The sequence below is a fragment of the Paenibacillus sp. OK003 genome (assembly GCF_900109515.1).
Taxonomy (GTDB): domain Bacteria; phylum Bacillota; class Bacilli; order Paenibacillales; family Paenibacillaceae; genus Paenibacillus; species Paenibacillus marchantiae.
Genome location: NZ_FOBD01000007.1, coordinates 116,192 through 138,744 on the forward strand (window position 1 = coordinate 116,192; position 22,553 = coordinate 138,744).

Sequence of the window (22,553 nt, forward strand, 5' to 3'; positions counted from 1 at the left end):
TTCCATTTTTGGTTGAGTGATAACATGGGGAAGTGACACATTGAGCCATATATAATAAGAAGAGCACTTGCCAATGTAGGCAAGTGCTCTTCTTATTATATATGAAGTAGTTGCTTTATTTAGCCCAATTGGACTCTTTATCATCTTCATCGGTGTAGTCGGACATGGTCAGCGGTTCCTTGGGAACAACAGCGACTTTGTAGAAGCGATTCTTGTCTTTTTCCAGCAAAACGAAAGTCAGATTCTCGAATTCATATTCTTCCTGTTCGTTCATCTCGGGACGATGGCTATAGAGCCATCCGCCAATGGTATCCCATTCGTCCGCATCCAGGTTTGACGTGAACATATCGTTTACTTTGGACAAGGACACCTTGCCATCCATAATGACATAGTTTTCATTGATAACCTGAATATCCTCCACTTCGTCTGCGTCGAACTCATCCCGGATTTCACCGACAATCTGTTCAAGCACATCCTCAATCGTTACAATCCCGGACGTACCTCCATACTCATCGACCAGCACGGCAATATGCACGCCATCCTTCTGCATTTTCTTGAGCAGGTCCTTGACCGGAGTCGTTTCGTGAACAGCCGATACCGGCTGAATGAGGGAAGAGAGATCGACAGGTTCTTCGTTCCCGTACAACTCCAGGAAAAATTGTTTGGTATTTATGATACCGATAATATCGTCTTTGCTCTCATTTACTACTGGAAAACGGGTGTATTGTTCTTGACGGATAATATCCAGGTTTTCCTCGTTCGATCTATTGACATAAAGGCAGACCATATCAGTCCGGGGTACCATGATTTCTTTGGCAAGCATCTCATCAAAAGCAAAAATCCGGCTTACATATCCGAACTCGGCTTGGTTGATTTTGCCGCTCTCAAAGCTTTCATTAATGATAAACTGTAATTCTTCTTCGGAGTGTGCATCTTCATGCTCCGATGCAGGTTTGATTCCGAATAACTTGACCAGTTGATTCGCTGAGCTGTTTAACAGCCAGATAAAAGGATACATAATTCGGTTAAACCAGATGATAGGTGTAGACGTCAGCAGAGCAACGGCTTCGGCTTTACGGATTGCAATCGTTTTAGGTGCAAGTTCACCAACTACCACATGCAAATACGTGATGGCAACAAACGCAATAACAAACGATAAGAATGAAGAAACTGCCTCAGGCATGTTCATGCTTTCGAACACAGGGTGGAGAATTTTCTCTACCGTGGGTTCTCCCAGCCAGCCCAGTCCCAGAGATGTAATCGTGATACCCAACTGACAGGCGGACAAATATCCATCCAGGTTGGCAACGGCTTGTTTAACAGCCAAGGCACGCTTGTTTCCTTCTGCAATCATTTGGTCAATCCGGCTCGGACGAATCCGTACCAGAGCGAACTCCACTGCAACAAAAAACGCCGAAAGTCCTATCAAAAATGCAACCAATACTAAATTTAACGCATACCTCTCACTTTCCATTAACTAGTCTTCTCCTTTAAGTAATAAGTTTTTAACGAATATTATATCTAATTTTACGTAAGAAGACCACCTTCTGATCAAGAAAAGAGGAAGAGTCTGGAAGGCAGAGTGTGCCAAATGGCGATGGAGTGCTGATCCGCAGACTTGAATGAATCATATGTAGAGGGGAACACAGTCAGAATATACAACGCCAAAGCATGGCAAGAACTGGCTGAGTGCTGCTGCAGATGCGCTGTGTATGTAAAATTTTATCTAAGCAAACGTTACGAACAGTGCATACATTGGGTATCTAATGATTAGCTAAAGGCTTTATCGTCAAAGCTTGTACAGTGAGAGAACGGCAAGGTTATCCCTTGCCATGAGGAGGAAGCCGAATGTTTTGGCTGGTCATTATATTACTCGTATTTACTTTCCAGGCAGCCACCATTCTGTTGCTGGAATTCCGCAATCCGGCGAAAGCTGTGGCATGGCTTTTTATTTTATTCTGTGTTCCCTTGATCGGCTTTGTTGTGTATTATTTTGTCGCCCAGGACTACAGCAAACGCAAAAAGGTCCGTAAAGGCGGTTCACGAATATTTCGGGAAATACGGGAAACGATCTGGGAACAGGCTCATATTATCGAGCATGCCGATCAGATGTCGGGCAGCCGATACAACCATCAGCACCGTTTGTTCAATTTGTTATCACACTTGTCTGAGAGCCCAATTACAGGCTGCAACCGGAGTCAAGTACTTACGAATGGTGAAGAGACATTTGAAGCCATGTTGAGGGCCATGGAGCAGGCAGAGCACCATCTGCATGTTGAATTTTATATTTTTCGGGATGATGTTATCAGTACGAAATTTCAGGATGTGATGATTCGCAAGGCGAAAGAAGGCGTCAAAGTGCGTTTGATCTGCGATGGACTCGGCAGTCACAAGATGAGCTGGAGCTTTATCCGCAAGTTTCAGGACGCGGGCGTGGAGTTTCATTATTTTCTGCCGCCGCTCATTGCAATGATTGACCGCAGGGTGAACTACCGGAATCACCGCAAAATTGTTGTGGTGGATGGCAGGATTGGATTTGTGGGTGGGATTAATGTAGGTGATGATTATCTCGGACAATATCCGGAGGTTGGATTCTGGCGCGATACCCATATACAGATCGAGGGAGATGCCGTATATTTCCTGCAAAATACGTTCTTGAATGACTGGAAACTTGCTTCAGGCGAGCAGATTACAGAGCCTCAACTGACAGAGCTGTTCCCGCCACATATTTGCAGCGGGGAAGAGCGAATTCAGATTCTGGCCAGCGGCCCGGATCAGGACTGGGATGCCATTCAGGAAATGTGCTTTGGGGCGATTTCCGTGGCATGCGAACGCATATATATCACAACACCCTATTTCATTCCGGATCCCGCATTGTATGAAGCGATTAAGACGGCTGCCGTGAGTGGGGTAGATGTGAAAATCATCATTCCGTATCAATCGGATTCCCGGCTTGTGCACTTGGCTTCTCTGTCCTATATCGAAGAATTATTGCGTGCTGGAGTGCAGTTTTATCAATACCGTAAAGGTTTTGTGCATGCCAAGGTCTTGATTGTGGATGATTTGCTTGCGACGGTAGGCACAGCCAACATGGATATGCGCAGCTTTTTCTGCAATTTCGAGTTGACCGCAGTGTTGTTTGAGACTTCATCCATGCAACGGCTGACCGAGGATTTTGAACGTGATCTGGAAGAATGCAGCCAGATTGATGTGAAGGTGTTTCAGCAGCGTTCACGGTGGCAAAAAGGGGCGGAAATGCTTTCTCGCATGCTTTCTCCGCTGCTTTAGCCGTTATAGGGCGGATTTCTCAAGATAAGTTCACTTTTTGTGAATTTATCTTCTTTTTGCTAACTATTTTGCTCAAATTTGATCTTTTATGATATAATGTTTATATAAATTATGTCTTGGCGAAGGAGGGGAGTCTGCGGGAAAACAGGCTCCCTTTTGCTCTCTTTTGAAAGTGTCAACCGGAATTAAGACATACATGAATACATTTCATATAGCCTTTAGGTGCTTTTATAACGGGGTGCATATCGTGTTGGAACGGTGTTGTTCCTTTGTATGCAGGGTTCCCCTGAGTACTTAAATGATTTATGAAATGGATTCACATTTTGATCAAAATGGGGGGGATACCATGTCCAATGTATCGGTTAAAGAACTAACATCCAAGCCGGACCGCAATGTGAAGAGCTCGGTGTTTTCATTGAAGCTTCTGCAGCGCATTGTGATGATTCTGGTCGGTGCTGCACTGATGGCTGTGTCACTCGAAGTATTTCTCGTGCCGAATGGCGTTATTGATGGGGGAATAACAGGGATCTCGATTATGGTGTCAGAGCTTACACATCTGCCACTCGGAATTTTCCTGACCTTGCTTAACTTGCCTTTCCTCATTCTGGGGTATAAACAAATTGGTAAAACGTTTGCGTTATCTACATTGCTCGGGATCGTTGTAATGTCGATTGGAACATCATTGTTACACCGCGTTCCTGCACTGACGCCAGGTGAACCGCTGCTTGGAGCTGTATTTGGTGGATTAATCTTGGGGGTTGGTGTTGGTCTCGTCATTCGTTCCGGTGGTTCACTGGATGGTACGGAGATTGTAGCCATTCTGCTGAGTGAGAAATCGCCATTGTCTGTAGGCCAAATCGTACTCTTCATTAACGTATTTATTTTTGCTGGTGCAGGTTTTGTGTTTGGCTGGCCAAATGCCCTGTATTCCATGATTGCTTATTATATTGCCATGAAGATGATTGATATTGTGAATGAAGGATTGGATCAATCCAAATCGGTATGGATTATCAGCGAGAAGTACCGTGATATTGGTTCAGCCTTAACCGACCGTCTTGGTCGTGGCGTCACTTTCCTGGATGGAGAGGGCGGCTTCAGCGGAGACGAGAAGAAAATTATCTTTGTGGTGATCACCCGTTTGGAAGAAGCTAAGCTGAAGTCCATTGTTGAAGATTGGGACCCACATGCCTTTGTGGCGATTGGTAACATTCACGATGTGAAGGGCGGACGTTTCAAGAAAAAAGGTATACATTAGCGAATCTCATCGCACGTAACGAAAAGATAGCCGGCACCCTTGGTTTGAGGGTGACCGGCTATCTTTGTTTTAAATGCTGGATGACCAGTTCAACGGGTTGGGGTTCCACAGCTGCGATCAGATCCCCGGTCTGCGTCAGGCGTTCCACGATGTTCATCAAGTGGTAATCCTTGACCGAAACGTTGTTCCGAACCTCATCCCATGTGAGCGGAGTAGACACAGTACCGCCTGGTTTGGCGCGGGGAGTGTAAGGAGCTGCGAGTGTTTTGCCACCGTAATGCTGGAGGTAATCAAAATAAATGCGGTCCCCCCGGTCTTTTTTTAGTCGCTCGAGTGTAAATAGATCCGGATGTTTTTGAGTAACGTATTTGCCTACAAAATAACCGATGTCCCTTAATTCATCGAAGGTTACACCTTGGCGGATCGGAACAATAATCTGTATACCTGTGGCACCGGAGGTTTTCGGTACCGATCTCAGACCAAGCGAAGTCAGCGTTTCCCCCACGATCAGTGCTGCCTGCATGATGCGAGGTTCTTCTTCCTGCGAAGGATCGAGATCAATCATCCACTCGCAAGGCAGATGGCTGCCTACGGCATGTAAGGAAGGATGAAATTCCAGAGCGGCCAAATTGCCAAGCCATAACAGATCAGGGAGGTTGTCCATCACCACATATCGTATCCCGTCATGCATCTCGGTTCGTACAAACTCCGGAACGGGCTCCGGGGCATTTTTCTGATAGAAAAACTGGCCGCCTGCACCATGTGGATAACGTATCGTGGTGAGCAGCCGATTTCGGGTGTAGGTAAGCAGATAGGGGGCCATTGCCGCCAACTTTTGCAAATAGATAGCCTTGGTTACACCTGCTTCGGGCCATAACAGCTTGTCCGGATTGGTTACGGTAAGCTCCATTCCATTAATGGTTATAGTGCCCTTTATCGTGTGGGCCATGAAGAACACCTCCTATGGTGACAAGTATGATTTTAAATGGCCTCTTACTATTTCAGGCGGATAGAAAGTGGTTTATCGTTCAGGGATAAGATGACTGATCTGGCTGATCTGACACTCATCTCGCTTTACCGAAGCAAAGGCCTGGATGCTTGGGTGACGTAGGGTAAGATGGTGTGTGAGTTCCATGAATTGCACTTTGACACCGATTTGTGGTTCGACCCATGTGGTCTCCGCGCTTCTCTCCGGTATGTTATGAAAGGGTCTATCCTTTCGAATGAGAGGCTGTACTTCTTCGGTTAGTTTACGCCAGGAGTCCGAGTTCAGTTTACCCGTGCCGACATGACCAATATAGACAAAGTGAGGCCCATCGTATACACCGACTGCGATTGCATTCACGATGCCACTGCGGTAGGTAACCCCGCCAATCATCGCATATAGATCGTGGAAAATCTTGACCTTTTGCCAGCGTTGATCCTTACCGTTGATTCCATAGGTACTGGAAAGGTCTTTACATACAATTCCCTCCATCTGGTGCTGTCTCATCACAGTGAGCAGGGCGTCGGGATCGGACGTGTTGGTCACCTCCTGAACGTGGGGAGCAGGATTCAGAACTTGATGCAGCAGACGCTGACGATCTGCAAGTGGTTGATCTGTGACCCATACCCCATCGCAGAAAAGAATATCAAATACCATGTAAGTCACCGGAATCTGGGTTACAGCTTGGGCAATGCCATCCGGTCTGCTCATGCGATCTCGCCGCAGCACGTGATAGAAGGACGGTTTTCCCGTATCCGGGTCAAGGGCAATAATCTCTCCATCCAAAATATAAGAAGGAGCGGAGCATAGATTACGTGGCTGGACCAGCTCAGGATATTGTGCAGTTCGATTGTGCAGTCTGCGGTTGATCAATTGAAGTTCTTGTCCATCCTCGTAAGCAAGCATGCGGACGCCATCCCATTTGATTTGGGCAATCCAGTTTTGCCCGGTAGGGATCACATCTCGGGATACAGGTTCAAAAGGAATCAGGGGATGGAACATGTGCTTAATACTCCTCTCCGCTTTCAAATTTGTCTGGAGGTTGATGCCGTATGTTGAGTGTCACAAGTTTAACCCTTCCGCAGCCGTGCCTTTAGTTTATGTACCATAATGAGCAGCAAAGGAATTCCGATGCCACAGGTCAGGTCCCAATCAATCCAATACGGAATAACAACCTTAAGGTAGAAATTTTCGTTGGGAGCCACAACAATGGACAGGGCCAGAATCAACAGGGCACTAGGCAAAATGAGTGGACGATAGCTGGACAATTTGAAGAGATGAGTAATTCCGAGTACAAAGCTATAGAAGAACAGAATGCTCTTGAAAAAAACGGCAATAATCCAGACGGAGGCCATAAAGGCTTCGATTCGCTGTAAAGAGTTGCCTATGTTAATCTTCAGCGACAGATTAAATGCTGCGAACCAATGGTGCTGCGTCATAAATGGCCCCATGACCAACAGACATATGGTTAGCGTCAGGGTAAGCATTAATCCGCCTATCATGGCTGCCAGAAGGATATCCTTTTCCCAATGAGCTTCCTTTTTGGCATAAGGAAAGAGCATAAGAAAGATGCACAATTCACAATAAGGATAGGTAAGCACAGCGACAAAGCCTTTGAAGGGATTCAGAAAGCCTTGTGCAAGAACGGGCTTGATGTTGTCCAGATGTGATTGCGGGAACATACATACCGTCAGAATGAGCAGAAACAGCACGATCAGAGGAAGAAATACCTCGGCGCTCCTGCTTATGGGTTCCAGCCCAGAAAAGAGCCCCCAGATTAGAGTACAAACAAAGAGCAAATTCACAATGAAGAGCGGGGATTCAGGCAGGATCTGGGTCGTCATGAAATCTCCAATTTCTCTTATGAATGCGGAGGTACCCATCAGAAAATAGAATAAATAAAAACAGCTGAATAAGGCCCCGATCCAGGGTCCCAGAGTATGCAGTACATGTTGAATTAGATTCATCCGGGGCTGCAGTTTGTAAGCAACGAGCATAATGGACAATACCCCCATACCTCCAGCAACGCCCAATAATGCGGACAACCATGCATCCTGATGAGCAAATGATGTGATCATGGAGGGGAAGACGATAATCTGTTCACCAATCGTGCATAAGAACATCAGTGAGCCCAGTTGTCTTACAGTTAAACGCCCCTTCTCAATCATGTGGGTTCTCCTTCGCATGTCGATCTAGATATTTGGTTAGGATGTGCCAATTGCACCAATTTTATTAGGAAATGGATAAAGACAAATATCAACATATAAAAAGGCAGGCAAAAAAGCCCTGACAACTAATTTCCTTATAGGAGCGAGGAAATCAGTTGTCAGGGCTAATCAGAGGACTCAACTTTATACACAATATTTACGTCACGGATTTCCCGTGTTAGCTCGTTGTGGTCAAGCGAATGCGAATATTCTGTGGGTCTACAGTAAACCAGTCCTTACCTTGCTGTTCGATAGATGCGTTCGACTGACGCAGTTGCTCTACAGCTTGTTCCAATTGTTCTTTCTCGTCATAAACGATGGTGAAGTAGTCAATGCCTGTCGCATTGTCAGGATTTACAGGGGCGCCTGTACCAGCCCAAATGTTCAGCCCGATGTGATGGTGATAACCGCCTGCAGACACAAACAGGGCGGACATATTGGCGAAGTTACCAACGATGTCGAAACCAAGGACTCCTGTATAAAAACGGCGCGATTCTTCCAGACCACGTACGTGGAAATGAACATGACCAATGACGGTTCCGGCGGGCAATCCCTGCCAAGGCTCGTTTGCGGCCAAGGCGAACAGGCTGTCTACATCAACGGGATCACTTGACATAATGTAGTTATTATCTGCATCCCGCTTCCAGGTGTCGCGGGCACGGTCTGCATAGATTTCGATACCGTTCTGATCCGGGTCTGAAATGTAGAATGCTTCACTGACCAGATGATCACCCTGACCAATTTCAATGCCGGATTCAGCCAGGTTACGGAGGGCAAGGCCCAGCGATTTGCGGTCGGGCAGCAGGATGGCGAAGTGATATAGGCCTGAAGTGGAGCGAACAGGCATCGTCACGGCATCGGTCAACTGCTCAAGGCGTAGAAGCGAATGCTTTCCATCGGCAGTCATGGTAGCGACTTTTTCACTGCGTTCAAGCAGTTTCAGTCCGACCACTTCGGTATAAAATTGAATGGATCGCTCCAAATTGCTGATTCGCAGACTTACTTCACCCAGATGGGTTGTAGCAGGAATTTGATAAGTAGAAGTCATAAGGATTTCCTCCTGTAAACAAGTTTAGTTGGTTTGTTGCGGTTCGCCCATTGGCAATGGTATAGGGCTATTGTAATGTCATAGCTCATGTGGATATGAGACTCAACTGTACATTTATAAATAAGTTACTTTTCATAAGTTAATATAAAATATAAATCAACTTTCGTCAATTGTATTTTCGATTTTGGTGTAGTCATTCTTGGTTGAATATTACTTCTATTATGGAATACAAAATAAAAATCCGGCTTCATGGCCGGATCTCCAATGTAGACATTGATAACAAGTGAGTCTCATTGCTGTTAGTCGCTTAAGCCTTGGGCTTAGGCGCAGCCTTCTTTCTTTTGGCAGGAGCAGGAGCCTCTGTTTCTCCCCCGGCCGCTGCCTGGACCGACGTTTTCTTCGGAGCACGTTTCTTGGGTTTGGCTGTGGTAGTTCCGGGATCGGTTGGAATGGGCTTCACAGCTTCAATACTTGCTTGCAGTGCTGCCATCAGATCCATGACATTGGCTTCCGGCTTAGCCGGAGCAATTTTGATTTCTTCACCGGCTACTTTGTGATTGATCAGATCCAGCAGTTTGGCGCGGTAGTCGTCTGTATATTTACCAGGTTCAAAAGGAGTAGATAACTGATCGATCAGCAGCTTGGCCATCGTCAATTCCTTCTCGTTTACGTTCAGAACCTCGGGCAGGTTGGGAACCTGAGAAACAGGACGGATCTCGTCCGGGTAGAAAATGGTCTCCATGGAGAGGCAATCATCCAGCACTCGGATCGCAGCCAAACTGCTTTTGGAGCGAATGGATATTTTGGCGATGCCAATCTTGCCTGTATCCCGCATGGCAGTCATTAATAGCTGGTAGGCGTTTCCTCCCGCTTGATCGGGGGAGAGGTAATACGTTTTTTGAAAATAAATCGGATCAATCTCCGTTAAATCCACGAAATCCAGAATGGTAATGGTTTTGCTACTGGAATCATTTAACGCTTCAAGCTCGTCCTTCTCGAACAAGACGAATTTGCCTTTCTCATACTCATATCCTTTGGTGATCTCTTCCCATTGAACCTCAACTTCGCAGGAGGGACATTTGCGTACATAAGCAAGTGGACTGCCGCAGACTTTGTGAATATAACGCATGGAGATGTCTTTGTCTTCGGTAGCCGAAAACATTTTGACAGGAACATGAACCAGACCAAAGCTAATGGCACCTTTCCAGACCGTGTGCATGAACGGCTCCTTTCCGAGAACATTTTATGTATAGTATGGGCATTTCACGGGCGGGATAACCGTATTTCCATGGAAGCGGTATGCTTCAGAAAGAGTGGGGGATGATAACAGAAACATCCTTTAAGAACTGCGATGTCAAACGTTGGTTTTGGAAGAGGATGATATTATTTATTAACTATCACGTCAGGAGGCACCCCTATGAAGAACAAACGAGACGAAGCTGAAGCTCACGCCCATACGTTTTCTCCGTATCCTCGTGCCGAGTCGGAAGGGTCTGAGGATTTTCATACGCCTGCAACAGCGGTTAACTGGGAGGCTATTACCTCAGAAGAGCTGCCGCTTGACCGGGAGTCGTTCATGCTGGACATTGACCGGATGGTGAATGAGGGTTTGGGCGGTGGACAAGTTACAGAAGATAACGGTTATATCGGTGAAAGTACGACAGATAGCATGGTGCGGGAATCGCATGATGATCCGGAAGGAGAGTATGAATAATGTTAGATGTGAAACGCGCGAAAGCCATTTATGACTCCAAAGATACGATTGAAGTTACCTTGGAAGGAGATCCGGTCTGGATCGAAAATGTGGATGAAGCGAATGGCATGGCAACAGTGCAAGTGGGCAGCAGACCGGGGAATACCCAGACGGTACGTGTAGATCGTTTGGAAGAGTAAAAGAGAAAGTTTGGTAAAGGATGTCTAGGAAGGCCGGTGCCGTCAGGTACCGGTTTATTTGTCGTTCGTGTGAATGGTGGCCTGTCTTCTGCTCTGCTTCTGCTCCTTCGATGTTGCGGGGGGAGAATGGGACCGATATAATAAAGTTCAAAGTGAACTCAGGCGGCTTGACCGCCAAAGGTGGGGCGTATATTGAATCAGACGCATGAGCAGTGGGTGTATCACTCCCATGGCATTGCAGATACAGAAGTACTCGCGTCCAGACTCGCTGAACAGGCAACCGCCGGCATGGTGATTGCACTGGACGGTGATCTGGGCGCGGGCAAAACGGCATTTTCGCAAAAGTTTGCCTGGCATTTGGGTGTACGTGACGTGGTTAACAGCCCTACGTTTACACTGATCAAGGAATACGAAGGGCGTCTGCCCTTATATCACATGGATGTGTATCGCATATCGCTGGAAGAAGCGGACGAGCTTGGACTGGATGAGTATTTCTATGGAACCGGAGTCAGTCTGGTGGAATGGTCCAGTATCATTCCCGAATTACTGCCGCAGGAACACTTGCATGTGCAGATTGAAACGACGGGTCCAGAGGATCGAACGATTACGCTGGATGGGTATGGCGAGACTTATGCTGCCATGTGCCGACAGTTCAGACAGAATGGAGTCAAATGATGATGGAAGATTTACAAAAACAGCCGCGCCAGCGGTTTTTGGCGTTGGATACCTCGACTGCGGTGATGGCAGCCTCAGTGATGGAAGGCCACGCCCTTCTGGAAGAACGCAATGAACGGGCTGAACGCAACCATTCGGTACACGTCGTGCCTGTAATGGAGCAGCTGCTGGAAGCCAGCAGCACGCAGCCAGGACAGCTGGACGGCATTGCCGTCGGCATTGGCCCGGGATCGTACACGGGCATCCGCATTGCGGTGACCGCGGCGAAGACGCTGGCCTGGGCTTGGGACATCCCCGTTGTCGGGGTGTCCAGCCTTCAGGCCCTGGCCTGGGGCGGCTGGCACAGTGGCCTCGCCGCCAAGGCCGAAGCTGCGGCAGAGGATGCCGCAGCAGGGGCTGGCGGAACGCCATCCGCGGACCAGGGCGGCACAGGTGCCGCCCCTGTCCACTGGATCGTTCCGCTTGTGGATGCAAGGCGCGGTCAAGCCTATACCGCGCTGTTTGCCTCCGCCGGGAGCGCTGCGCCCCGGCGGCTGGCGCCAGATGCCATCCGTATGGTGGACGGATGGCTGGAAGCCCTCGCCGCCCGCATGGCGGAGGCGGCGCCGGAAGAGCGGCCCGCTGCCGTCTGGATTGTCGGCGAGACGGGCCCGCATGCGGCAGCAGCGGCTGAGCTTCGCTGCCCCGCAGGAACGGCGCTCCAGCTCGTACCCTATGAGCTGGAGGGCCGCTGGGTTGGGCGCTTAGGCGCCGAGGCGCTGCTTGCAGGTCAGCGAGATGACGTGCATGCGCTCGTACCCAACTACACCCAGCTGGCTGAAGCGGAAGCCAACCTGCTGCGCAAAGGCTAAAGGGGGAGGGGAAGCAGATGGACAACGTGGAGAATCATCAGCAGGAAGCAGCGCTTCAGTTCAGGTTCATGACTCTGGATGATATTCGAGATGTCATGATTATTGAACATGAAGCCTTCACCCTGCCCTGGACGGAAGAAGCATTTGAGAATGAATTGACACACAATCATTTTGCTAAATATATGGTCATGGAATTGGAAGGTACAGCGATCGGCTATGCCGGTATGTGGACAATCATGGATGAAGCCCACATTACCAATATTGCAGTCCGGGAAGCTTATCGTGGGCGCAAGCTCGGCGAGAAGCTGCTGGACGAACTGATGAGAACGGCGGCTTATCTCGGGATGGAACGAATGACGCTGGAAGTCAGGGTTTCGAATCGGATTGCCCAGAGCTTGTATCAGAAAAAAGGGTTTGAATCGGCTGGTCTTCGCAAAGGGTATTACTCCGACAATGGGGAAGATGCGATGATTATGTGGGCGAATTTGCCGCCTGCGAGCCGGAGCGGCGAAGAGGAAGGAAGCGTAACGGATTCATGAAGGATTTCAATGAAAAGGTAAGTTCAGCACCATCTTATATATTGGCCGTGGAGACAAGCTGTGATGAAACATCCGTAGCGGTAGTCAAGGATGGACGGGAAGTGCTGTCCAATCTGATCTCCAGTCAGATCGAGACACATAAGGCATTTGGCGGAGTTGTACCTGAAGTGGCTTCGCGTAAACACGTTGAAGTCATTACACTGATGTTGGAACAGGCTATTGAACAATCTGGCATCCGTCCGCGTGATCTGAGTGCAATCGCCGTGACGCAAGGGCCTGGACTGGTTGGTGCATTGCTGGTCGGTATCGTCGCGGCGAAAACCATGGCCATGGCACTTGGCAAACCACTCATTGGCACACATCATATTGCGGGACATATCTATGCCAACAGACTTACCCATGAGCTGCAATATCCAGCGATGGCACTGGTGGTTTCAGGTGGTCATACCGAGCTAGTGCATATGGAATCCGAAGGTAAGTTCCAACTGATCGGACGTACGCGTGACGATGCTGTAGGCGAGGCTTATGACAAAGTAGCGCGTGCACTGGGTTGTCCCTATCCGGGAGGACCACATGTGGACCGGATGGCTGCTGAAGCAGAGCAGGCGGTACCTTTGCCACGCGTCTGGCTGGAAGCCGATTCGTATGATTTCAGCCTGAGTGGTCTGAAGTCTGCTGTTTTGAATGTGCTGAATCAAGCTAAAATGCGCGGAGAAACACTTGAACCATCGGCTGTGGCACGGGGCTTCCAGGAAGCTGTCGTCGAAGTGCTGGTAGAAAAAGCAGTACGGGCAGTCCGTGAGTATGGATCACGTCAATTGCTGTTATGCGGTGGCGTTGCGGCAAACCGGGGATTGCGTTCAGCTTTGCAGGAGCGTTGTGCGAAGGAAGGGCTCGAATTGCTAATCCCGCCGATGGAATATTGCACGGACAATGCAGCGATGATTGGAGCTGCAGCGTATTTGAAATGGCAGCGGGGAGAAATTTCGGAGTTCGATGCCAAAGCTGATCCTGGACTTTCACTTGAGGCATGGTCTGTACAATCGTTATAGCATGCATATGAAGACTTGACAGCCTCAAGTGAAGACTGTATATTAATTACAAATTAAAACAGGAATACGATATGTTCAACTAAACATTTACACGATAGCGGAGAGGACAGAAATAACCTGGAGAAGCGAAGCGTTCGCCTTTATCACCGGATTTTCCCTTTTAGAGAAGGGAATCAAAGAAATCTGGGGATAACAGAGATCGGAAGGTTGTTCTGTCATCGGAGCGCCAGTGTAAATACTCATTTGTTGACTTATATAGATTCCTGAACTGAAACGCAATGAACAGGAACAGTAGGGTATTTCCCGGTCTTAGAGAGCTGCGGGGTGGTGCAACGCAGTCAAAGGAAACCTGAAACTCACCTGGAAGCGGAACGATGGAACACGGTAACTCCTCGGGAGAAGCCGAAGGCCGATGATGGCCCAAAGTACATGGTTACGGGTTGCCTCCGTGAATGGGCCGTTGTTGATGGAATCCGGATGACATATCGGTAGAAGATCAACAATAACTGAGGGGGCTTTTGTCACTTTGGGCAATGATAACGGTATGGACGCATACAGGATCAGCTCGAAGGAAATGAAAGTCAACAAGAGTGGTACCGCGAAGGTGAACAGCCTGTCGTCTCTTGCATTATTGCAGGAGATGGCAGGCTTTTTTGATTTTCAAAATGGTGATGTAATTCATGGTCACATATCATAAATGTAATGAACGGGAGCAGTAAAACGATAAAGCGCACAGAGAGCTGCGGGTTGGTGCAACGCAGTGGCTGGAATCGTTCGAATCTCGCCCGGGAACGGAGCTGTGGAAACAGATGAGACGATGTCTCATCCCTTGTCCTTGTAACCAAAGGACATCGTGGTACACAGCAACGGCTAACCTCCGTTATAGGGTGTTTCTCCGGCTGGATCGGTTGTTATTGTTGCGTGTACGCAACTGCAATGGATCTAGGCCGGAGACGACGAGGTGGATGGTGTCTGGCGCAAGCCTGGACCATCAAGCAAGAGTGGTACCGCGGAGGGGATAATAACCCGCCGTCTCTTAGATGAGATGGCGGGTTATTTGTGTTTGCTGCCGGCAGCAGGGTGGGCGATGGGAATCCATAATCATGGTTTAGAAAGAAATAAGACTGGCGTGCAAGTCGACGTGCACGCCGGCATGGAGTGCAAAATGAATAAACATAGAAAACGGGAAGTGAACGCCTCGTTCCGATCCCAAAAATCCAATATACATTCAAATTTGATGGAGGTTGATGAATATGACAACGAACAATAACAAACGGATGATTGAGATTTTTGATACAACACTGCGCGATGGAGAACAAGCACCGGGAGCGAGTCTGCAGCCTGAACAAAAAATTGAACTGGCACATCAATTGGCTTCTCTGGGCATTGACGTCATCGAGCCTGGATTCCCGATCTCAAGTCCAGGTGAGTTCGCGGCGGTTCAGGCGATTTCCAGACAACTGCAAAACGTGGAGATTTGCGGATTCGCGCGTGCGGTCAAAGGGGATATTGATGCAGCCGTTCGAGCAACGGCTGACGCAGCACGCCGTCGTATTCATCTGTTTATCTCCTCTTCGGACATCCATATAGAGCATCAACTGCGCCGTCCGCGCAGCGAAGTCGTAGCTACCGCCCGGGAGATGGTCTCCTATGCACGTCAGTTCACGGATATTGTGGAATTCACTGCCATGGATGCGGCTCGCACGAAGATGGATGATTTGATCGAGATGGTCGAAGTAGCCATTGAAGCGGGAGCAAGTATTATCAATTTGCCAGATACGGTTGGGTACGCACTGCCGCATGAATATGGAGAGATGTTCCGTCAGGTACGTGAGGGCGCAAGAGGCGGAGACAAGGTTCGTTACAGCGCACACTGTCATAACGATCTGGGACTTGCGGTTGCCAACAGTCTGGCTGCGATTGCCAACGGTGCTTCCCAGATTGAAGTAACCATCAACGGTGTGGGAGAACGGACGGGTAACTGTGCCCTGGAGGAGCTGATTATGGCTCTGGAGACGCGGGGAGATGTGATTGGCGCAACGACAAATATCAAACTGAACCAGATGTATGAGACTTCCCGTCAGATTAGCCGTGCGATGCATTTCCCAATTGCCTATAACAAACCGGTAGTAGGGCGCAATGCCTTCCAGCATGAGTCTGGTATTCACCAGGATGGTTTGCTCAAGAATCGGAGTACGTATGAGATTATGGACCCGGAAGCGCTGGGCATTCCACGCAGCATGATTATTCTGGGCAAACATTCCGGGCGTCACGCCTTGAAGGATCGGGTTCGCAAATATGGCTTTGAACCGGATGAGCAGCAAATGGAACAACTGTATGAGATATTTAAAGAAACTGCCGATCAACAGAAGGTGGTCAGTGATGACCAGTTATTGCAGATGGTGAGCCAGACCATGAATATTCCTGCACAGGATTATGAACTGGTTGAATTGCAGGTTACGGCGGGCAGCATGACGGATCGAATGGCAGCAGTTCGCATTCGCACGAGCGCAGGGGAGCAATCCTATTCTGCGGTTGGCGGTGGTCCGGTAGATGCAACGATTCGTGCGATTGGTCAAAGTATCTCGGACGACATTACGTTTGTCGATATGGAAATGCACGCACTGAGCGGAGGAGAGGCTGCGAGTGCAGAAGCTGCGGTTACCGTGGAGCGTGCAGGACGTGAATTTAGAGGAACTGCCACGCACAATGATATTGTTATGGCAGCGGGTCTGGCGTATGTTGCAGCTTGTAATGCAGCCGGACTGAAGGCGGAATCTTCCGAAAGTGATGAATCAGTGCACGCGTAATAGTACTCCAGTAAATCACATAACTTTATGTCAAATATAAACCAGAGGCAGGCCTTAAATACTGAGGTCTGCTTTTGTCCTTTTATAGGAGAAAAAAATTGAAAGAACGAATGCGTTTGTCAAGGTGTGATTATAGTTATCCACATATTCAGTGTAAATTGTGGGTAACTATCTAAAAGTCAAACCAGTAATGTTTTCGGAAATAAAAGGCTTTAGGGGATAAAATGGTCGAGTTATATTCACAAAGATGTGGATAATGTGTATAACTTGGTGGATAAATATGGTTTTTGTACAAAAAAAGCTATTCTACCGCCGTATAATTAAATAAATTGAATTGCTTGCTATCTTGCTTTCTTGTGGATAAATGAGAGGCTTTACAACGTAAAAATATTTTACTTGATTCGAGTGGAATTGACAAATGGGTACTCATCCTACTCAACTTCTCAATTTATGCTCAATCCAAAAAGCCGATCCCCCTAAGGAATCAGCTTTGGATATAAAGTCCGTTCTATTTTAATGTTATTCCATAGCTAATTCTTCCCACTCTTCATAAGCCTTGGCCAGTTGAAGCTTGTGATCCTCCGCTTTCTCCTGGAGCTCTTGCAGCTTCATGTAGTCCTGAAATATTTCAGGCGTAGCCATCTGTGCTTCGAGCTCTGTAATCTCCGTTTCCAGCTTCGCAATCTGTTGTTCCAGAGCTTCCTGCCTACGCTGGCGGTTACGTTCTTCGCGCTTGGCCTGCTTGTCTGCTTCGAATGAGGCGGCACCGGATTTTTCGATTGCGGATAGGGCTGGATCCGATTTGGCCGAATTTTTGGAAGAAGCAAGGCGTGCTTCAGCAGCTTCGCGAGCAATATCTTCAAGCTCCTGTTTCTTCTCCACATAATCATCATAATTGCCGAGGTAATGCTCTGTTCCACCGGGATGCAGCTCGACAATACGCTCAGCCATTTTATTGAGGAAATACCGGTCATGCGAGATGAACAGCAACGTGCCCTCATAGTCCATCAGCGCTGCTTCAAGCACTTCCTTGGCGAACAGGTCCAGATGGTTCGTAGGCTCATCCAGAATGAGCATGTTGGCTTCCTTGAGCATGAGCTTGGAGAGGGAGACACGTGCTTTTTCTCCACCGCTTAGCGATGAGATCTTTTTGAGGACATCATCTCCACTGAACAGGAAGTTGCCCAGCACCGTACGAATGCGTGCTTCCTCCATGCCTGGATAGGCGCTCCACAGTTCTTCCAATACGGTATTGGAGGGGTTAAGTCCGGTCTGCTCCTGATCATAATAGCCAATCTGCACCTTGGTACCCCATTGGATCTCACCGCTTACAGGACGCAAACTTCCAGTGAGGCATTTCAGCAAGGTTGATTTTCCGATACCGTTCGGACCGATCAAAGCAACCGTTTCCCCGCGTCTTAAATCAAAAGATACATTGCGGAACAACGGCGAAGCCTCATCGTAGGCAACGGAAAGCTGATCCACACGGAGTACTTCCTTGCCGGACATCACAGCCGGTTCGAACGAGAAATGAGCTTTCTTCAAATCTCCCATCGGTTTGTCGAGTCGATCCATCTTGTCGAGTGCCTTGCGGCGGCTTTGTGCCCGTTTGGTCGTTGAAGCACGCACGATGTTCTTCTGAACAAACTCCTCCATCTTGGATATTTCATCCTGCTGTTTCTCGTATTGCTTCATCTGGCTTTCGTACTCGGCGGCTTTCAGTTCCATGTACCGGCTATAATTGCCCGTATATTTTTTGGAGCGATGCCGTTCGATCTCCACGATGTTCGTTACAAGCCGATCAAGGAAATACCGGTCATGAGATACAACCAGCAGGGCGCCGGAATAACCTCTGAGGTAATCTTCGAGCCACGTCAAGGTGGCGATATCGAGATAGTTGGTAGGCTCGTCCAGCATGAGCAGGTCAGGGGCCTGAAGCAAAATGCGAGCAAGCGCAAGACGGGTCTTTTGCCCGCCGCTCAAAGTGGCAATCTGGGTATCTGGTGAAAATTCACCGAAGCCCATCCCGTGCAGTACACTGCGAATGCGGGTTTCCATCTCATAACCGCCATGATCCTTGAACCAGTCCGAGCGTCTGGCGTAACGCTCAAGCAGATCGGCATATTTTTTTTCATCTTCCATCTGCGCGGGGTCAGCAATATCCTGCTCCATCTGACGCAAATCCGCTTCTGCCTGGGTTAGGTGGGCGAATACGTTCATCATTTCTTCCCATATGGAGCGATCGGATTGCAGTCCGCTGTTCTGTGCGAGGTAACCAAGCGTTGTTTCCTTGGATTTGAAAATCTGTCCGCCATCGTAGGACATTTCCCCAGCTACGATTTTGAGCAAAGTGGATTTTCCTGCACCGTTAACACCAACGAGGCCGATGCGCTCGCGTTCTAATATTTGTAAGTTCACGCCGTCCAGGATTGGATCGACACCAAAACGTTTGATAATTCCGGATACTTGCAGCAGCATAAAATTAAGTTCCTCCATAGGTCCAGTTCTTGATATGACAACTATATCCCAGTTTACATGAAATACAGAGCAAATGCACCGATTAGGAGTGCCTGGGGCGTGTAGTCTTTTTGGTCAATCAATGATAAACTGAAAGAAGGCATGTTAATACATGAGGATTTTGCAGAAAATGAATCATTTTAACGATTCCAACACGATGACAACTGGTGCATAACATATAAATGGTTTGAATGGAAAGCTAGTTTACCTTCCCGATCAACAGGAGGTTATTCAAGGACATGCAGGATCATACGGAACAGAAAAGCCGTCTTCGTTCCAAGCTGAGACAGAGCCGGGATCTGATGGATGAAAGCATGCGTCAGCAGGTGATGACTGAGATTAATCATGTGACGAAGCGGGAGCTGGAGCTGGAGCGCCTTAGACGGGACAAATGGAAGCTGGAGAACAAGCGGCTTATGATTTTTAGCTATTTGTCTTATGGAAGCGAAGCATCTACAGCCTTTTTATTTGAAGAGGGCTGGAAGCATGGAGATCGGATGCTCGCACCGAAAGTGCTGGCGAATCCGGCTCGGATGGAATTGCGGCGTATCATGGGTGAACAGGATATTCAGCCGGGAATATGGGGAATACCTGAACCCAAGGATTCCTGTGAAGTGCTGCCACCTGATCGCTGGCCGGATATCGATCTAGTCATCGTACCGGGGCTGGGATATGACCTCCGTGGAGGGCGTATTGGTTATGGCGGCGGTTATTATGATCGTTTTGCCGAGACACTTGCAGCAAAATGTGCGATGACGGACAAAAGACCACGGATGGCTGCATTGGTATTGCCGGGCCAGCTTCAAGATGAAATTCCGATGGACCCGCTTGATCTGCGGCTTGATCTGTTGATAACAACCGAAGGTATATTACATATCGAATAAAGGGTTGTGATGTGATTGAATTCAGAAACGAATAACGACCAGGCTTCGGGCAGTAAACTGACTCATTTTAATGAACAGGGACGAGCCCGGATGGTTGATATTTCAGGTAAGGAAAGTACTGTGCGTACAGCTGTGGCGGTATCCAAAGTGACGATGAATCCGGCTACGCTTGAAGCCATTCGGGAGGGCCGCATCGGTAAAGGTGACGTTCTAGCTGTGGCCCAAATTGCGGGTATTCAGGGCGCCAAGAAGACGTCGGACTGGATTCCGATGTGCCATCCATTGGCATTGACGGGTGTGGATATTCGTTTTCATGACAACGGTGTCGATGAATTGCAGATTGAAGTTACGGTCAAAACCGAAGGAAAGACAGGTGTCGAGATGGAGGCGCTCACGGCGGCGTCGGCAGCGGCACTGACGATCTATGACATGTGTAAAGCCATGCAAAAAGATATGATTATCGGTCCAACCATGCTGAATTCCAAAAGTGGTGGCAAAAACGGCGATTTCAGCCGATAAGGGACATTTATTTTCATAGAGGAGAAGGGTGATCTTTATGGTGTGGAGAACAGCAATCCTGACAGCCAGCGACAAAGGGGCCCGCGGGGAACGTGAGGATACGAGTGCCCAAGTGATCCGGGAACTTGTGGAAGAAGAACTGGGTGGGGAAATCGTGGAGTACCGCATCGTTCCCGATGAACCCGATGAGATTATCGCAGCTTTGATTGAGATGACAGATTATTTTCACGCTGATTTGGTATTAACTACTGGGGGTACGGAGCTTGCGATTCGTGATATTACTCCAGAAGCAACCCGGAGGGTCATTGAACGGGAAGTCCCTGGCATGGCGGAAGCTATGAGATACAGTGTCATGGGCAAAAATCGTTCTGCGATGCTGTTCCGCGGCGTATGCGGTATTCGCGGACGTACATTGATTGTCAACCTGCCAGGTACACCGAAGGGTGTGCATGAGCATTTGGCGGCCATTATGGACCAGCTTCCGGAAGCATTGTTGATGGTTACGGGGCAGTTCAAGCAATAAGTGTGAAACATATAGTAGCAGGTGTGAAATCAAGCAGGAAAAATGATTGGATGTCGAGGTCTTTTTTTGTGAATAATGTGGGTTATGTAAGTGGTTACATCTATGGTATGATTGACATAATTCAAAATGAAGCAAAGACATCCATGAGCTTATGGCCAAGCGTGTGCATCTTTGAAGCTTGAAATGAGGAGGAATAATATCAATGTTTAGTTCCATTGGACCAACAGGTTTTATATTGCTGGCCGTTATCGCGTTGCTTTTGTTTGGACCCAACAAGCTTCCGGAACTGGGGCGAGCCGTCGGACGCACTTTCCGTGAATTCAAAGAAGGCGCACGTGAGATTATTGCGGATGATGATTCATCCAGTCGCAAGGAGCAGGAAAAGGCGAAGCCGCTGGCATCTGAGACGGCATCTGCAGACAAGCCTGAGGATAAACGCCTGCCGGAATAACTTTGACGGCAATGAAAGAGAAATCCCTTCCTGCCGGAAGGGTTTTGTATTTTAAGCTGGCAACAATGGGGGGCAGGCATGACGCAGCAGAAGGAAGAAATGACGATTACAGAACATTTGAGTGAGTTGCGCAAGCGGTTGATTTATGTGTTGAGCATTTTTATTTTGGGGCTGGTGGCAGGCTTTCTGGTGGCGGACCCGGTGTATCAATATCTAACGAAGGCAGAGACCGCTCAGGGGTTTGTGTTGCATGCATTCTCGTTCTGGGACGGGATTGGCATCTACATGAAGATTGCCGGTCTGTTCTCACTGGTCATTACGCTGCCGTTTACAGTGTTTCAGATCTGGAAGTTTGTCAGTCCGGGTCTCCGGCCGCGTGAGCGGAAAGCCACGCTGAAGTATGTACCTTATGTATTTCTGTTGTTTCTGATCGGGTTGGCTTTTTCATATTACGTTGTTTTCCCGATGGCACTTTCTTTTACTTCATCGATTACGGAAAAAATGGGGCTTGTCGAGACCTACGGAATGAAGCAGTATTTCAGCTTTTTGTTTGGCCTTGTACTGCCGGTATCCTTGTTGTTTGAACTTCCGTTAATTATTATGTTCCTGACAGGACTACGGATATTGAATCCCATCCGGCTTCGCAAAATGCGCAGAGTCGCTTATTTTGTCCTGATCTTCATTGCGGTTGTGGTCACACCGCCAGACTTTATTTCCGATTTTCTGGTGATGATTCCCTTGCTGCTGTTATATGAGGTCAGTGTGTTTCTCTCTGGCTTTGTGTATCGCAAACAGCTTGCAGCTGATGCAGCGATCGAGTCACGTTATGTTCGTGACGAGGATGATAAGCAGAGCGCAGTATAACAAGAGAGATTCCATACGATTTTTGTAACTATGATAATCTTGTATGGTGCCCGTCCCGGGATAAGGCGATCAGTTCTTACCCGGGAACTAAAGGGAGACAAGCTTTTACAGCTTATGTTCTGACGAACGGGACAAGCAGGCATATTATGTTCAACAATGGATACAATGGAAAAGGGCTGCCTGAGAACGATG

Annotated in this window: 21 protein-coding genes and 2 other annotated features; of the genes, 14 read left to right on the forward strand and 7 right to left on the reverse strand. The window is 48.3% G+C overall.

The window, feature by feature from the left end; all coding sequences use genetic code 11:
- Nucleotides 1–115: 115 nt before the first annotated feature.
- Nucleotides 116–1,474 (reverse strand): hemolysin family protein, encoded by a 1,359-nt coding sequence (locus tag BMW94_RS12380; RefSeq protein ID WP_090998695.1) that lies wholly within the window; start codon nt 1,472–1,474, stop codon nt 116–118.
- Nucleotides 1,475–1,848: 374 nt separating this feature from the next.
- On the opposite strand from BMW94_RS12380, the gene cls reads away from it, so the two are divergent.
- Entirely contained in the window at nt 1,849–3,288 is a 1,440-nt protein-coding gene (cls, locus tag BMW94_RS12385; protein WP_090998697.1) for a cardiolipin synthase, read from the forward strand.
- Nucleotides 3,289–3,634: 346 nt separating this feature from the next.
- The gene (locus tag BMW94_RS12390; RefSeq protein ID WP_072734452.1) at nt 3,635–4,543 is read left to right on the forward strand and encodes a YitT family protein; all 909 of its coding nucleotides are present in this window, start codon (nt 3,635–3,637) and stop codon (nt 4,541–4,543) included.
- 58 nt (nt 4,544–4,601) lie between these two features.
- Here the strand turns inward: BMW94_RS12390 and ligD are convergent, their stop codons facing one another.
- The 5 genes from ligD to BMW94_RS12415 all read right to left on the reverse strand — a co-directional run bounded on the left by ligD (nt 4,602) and on the right by BMW94_RS12415 (nt 10,002).
- A complete protein-coding gene (gene ligD / locus BMW94_RS12395; RefSeq protein ID WP_090998700.1) occupies nt 4,602–5,492 on the reverse strand; it encodes a non-homologous end-joining DNA ligase in 891 nt (296 codons plus the stop codon).
- A gap of 72 nt (nt 5,493–5,564) precedes the next feature.
- Nucleotides 5,565–6,530 (reverse strand): ATP-dependent DNA ligase, encoded by a 966-nt coding sequence (locus BMW94_RS12400; RefSeq protein ID WP_090998702.1) that lies wholly within the window; start codon nt 6,528–6,530, stop codon nt 5,565–5,567.
- 68 nt (nt 6,531–6,598) lie between these two features.
- Complete coding sequence (locus tag BMW94_RS12405) at nt 6,599–7,696, reverse strand: GerAB/ArcD/ProY family transporter (RefSeq protein ID WP_175480667.1); 1,098 nt, start codon at nt 7,694–7,696, stop codon at nt 6,599–6,601.
- Nucleotides 7,697–7,913: 217 nt separating this feature from the next.
- Nucleotides 7,914–8,783 carry a VOC family protein gene (locus tag BMW94_RS12410; protein WP_072734331.1) on the reverse strand — a complete coding sequence of 290 codons (870 nt, stop codon included), beginning with the start codon at nt 8,781–8,783 and terminating at the stop codon, nt 7,914–7,916.
- Between the two features lie 307 nt (nt 8,784–9,090).
- Nucleotides 9,091–10,002 (reverse strand): non-homologous end joining protein Ku, encoded by a 912-nt coding sequence (locus BMW94_RS12415; RefSeq protein WP_090998706.1) that lies wholly within the window; start codon nt 10,000–10,002, stop codon nt 9,091–9,093.
- A gap of 198 nt (nt 10,003–10,200) precedes the next feature.
- Between BMW94_RS12415 and BMW94_RS12420 the strand changes: the two genes are divergently transcribed.
- The 7 genes from BMW94_RS12420 (at nt 10,201) to BMW94_RS12455 (ending at nt 16,603) form a co-directional block, all read left to right on the forward strand.
- Nucleotides 10,201–10,497 (forward strand): hypothetical protein, encoded by a 297-nt coding sequence (locus BMW94_RS12420; protein WP_090998708.1) that lies wholly within the window; start codon nt 10,201–10,203, stop codon nt 10,495–10,497.
- On the forward strand, nt 10,497–10,676 hold the full coding sequence (locus tag BMW94_RS12425) for an H-type small acid-soluble spore protein (protein ID WP_090998710.1): 180 nt from the start codon (nt 10,497–10,499) through the stop codon (nt 10,674–10,676). The genes BMW94_RS12420 and BMW94_RS12425 overlap by 1 nt, the downstream gene beginning before the upstream one ends.
- Nucleotides 10,677–10,868: 192 nt before the next feature.
- Nucleotides 10,869–11,351 (forward strand): tRNA (adenosine(37)-N6)-threonylcarbamoyltransferase complex ATPase subunit type 1 TsaE, encoded by a 483-nt coding sequence (gene tsaE / locus BMW94_RS12430; protein WP_090998712.1) that lies wholly within the window; start codon nt 10,869–10,871, stop codon nt 11,349–11,351.
- A 2-nt stretch (nt 11,352–11,353) separates the two neighbouring features.
- On the forward strand, nt 11,354–12,202 hold the full coding sequence (tsaB, locus tag BMW94_RS12435) for a tRNA (adenosine(37)-N6)-threonylcarbamoyltransferase complex dimerization subunit type 1 TsaB (RefSeq protein ID WP_090999076.1): 849 nt from the start codon (nt 11,354–11,356) through the stop codon (nt 12,200–12,202).
- A 17-nt stretch (nt 12,203–12,219) separates the two neighbouring features.
- Entirely contained in the window at nt 12,220–12,741 is a 522-nt protein-coding gene (rimI, locus tag BMW94_RS12440; RefSeq protein WP_090998714.1) for a ribosomal protein S18-alanine N-acetyltransferase, read from the forward strand.
- A complete protein-coding gene (gene tsaD / locus BMW94_RS12445; RefSeq protein WP_090998716.1) occupies nt 12,738–13,793 on the forward strand; it encodes a tRNA (adenosine(37)-N6)-threonylcarbamoyltransferase complex transferase subunit TsaD in 1,056 nt (351 codons plus the stop codon). Before rimI ends, tsaD begins: the two co-directional genes overlap by 4 nt.
- A gap of 269 nt (nt 13,794–14,062) precedes the next feature.
- Nucleotides 14,063–14,420: a binding site (T-box leader), on the forward strand.
- Nucleotides 14,421–14,486: 66 nt separating this feature from the next.
- Nucleotides 14,487–14,833, forward strand: a binding site (T-box leader).
- 213 nt (nt 14,834–15,046) lie between these two features.
- Nucleotides 15,047–16,603: a 2-isopropylmalate synthase gene (locus BMW94_RS12455; protein ID WP_079695244.1), complete on the forward strand. Its 1,557-nt coding sequence runs from the start codon at nt 15,047–15,049 to the stop codon at nt 16,601–16,603.
- A gap of 519 nt (nt 16,604–17,122) precedes the next feature.
- On the opposite strand, the gene abc-f is transcribed toward BMW94_RS12455, so the two are convergent.
- Nucleotides 17,123–19,081: a ribosomal protection-like ABC-F family protein gene (abc-f, locus tag BMW94_RS12460; RefSeq protein ID WP_090998721.1), complete on the reverse strand. Its 1,959-nt coding sequence runs from the start codon at nt 19,079–19,081 to the stop codon at nt 17,123–17,125.
- A gap of 278 nt (nt 19,082–19,359) precedes the next feature.
- On the opposite strand from abc-f, the gene BMW94_RS12465 reads away from it, so the two are divergent.
- The 5 genes from BMW94_RS12465 to tatC all read left to right on the forward strand — a co-directional run bounded on the left by BMW94_RS12465 (nt 19,360) and on the right by tatC (nt 22,361).
- On the forward strand, nt 19,360–20,004 hold the full coding sequence (locus tag BMW94_RS12465) for a 5-formyltetrahydrofolate cyclo-ligase (RefSeq protein WP_090998723.1): 645 nt from the start codon (nt 19,360–19,362) through the stop codon (nt 20,002–20,004).
- A gap of 15 nt (nt 20,005–20,019) precedes the next feature.
- Entirely contained in the window at nt 20,020–20,523 is a 504-nt protein-coding gene (gene moaC, locus BMW94_RS12470) for a cyclic pyranopterin monophosphate synthase MoaC (RefSeq protein ID WP_082935190.1), read from the forward strand.
- Nucleotides 20,524–20,560: 37 nt separating this feature from the next.
- Nucleotides 20,561–21,046, forward strand: coding sequence for a MogA/MoaB family molybdenum cofactor biosynthesis protein (locus tag BMW94_RS12475; protein ID WP_024630749.1), 486 nt, complete (start codon nt 20,561–20,563; stop codon nt 21,044–21,046).
- A 202-nt stretch (nt 21,047–21,248) separates the two neighbouring features.
- On the forward strand, nt 21,249–21,497 hold the full coding sequence (gene tatA, locus BMW94_RS12480) for a twin-arginine translocase TatA/TatE family subunit (protein WP_090998725.1): 249 nt from the start codon (nt 21,249–21,251) through the stop codon (nt 21,495–21,497).
- Between the two features lie 78 nt (nt 21,498–21,575).
- A complete protein-coding gene (gene tatC / locus BMW94_RS12485; RefSeq protein ID WP_090998727.1) occupies nt 21,576–22,361 on the forward strand; it encodes a twin-arginine translocase subunit TatC in 786 nt (261 codons plus the stop codon).
- Nucleotides 22,362–22,553 lie beyond the last annotated feature (192 nt).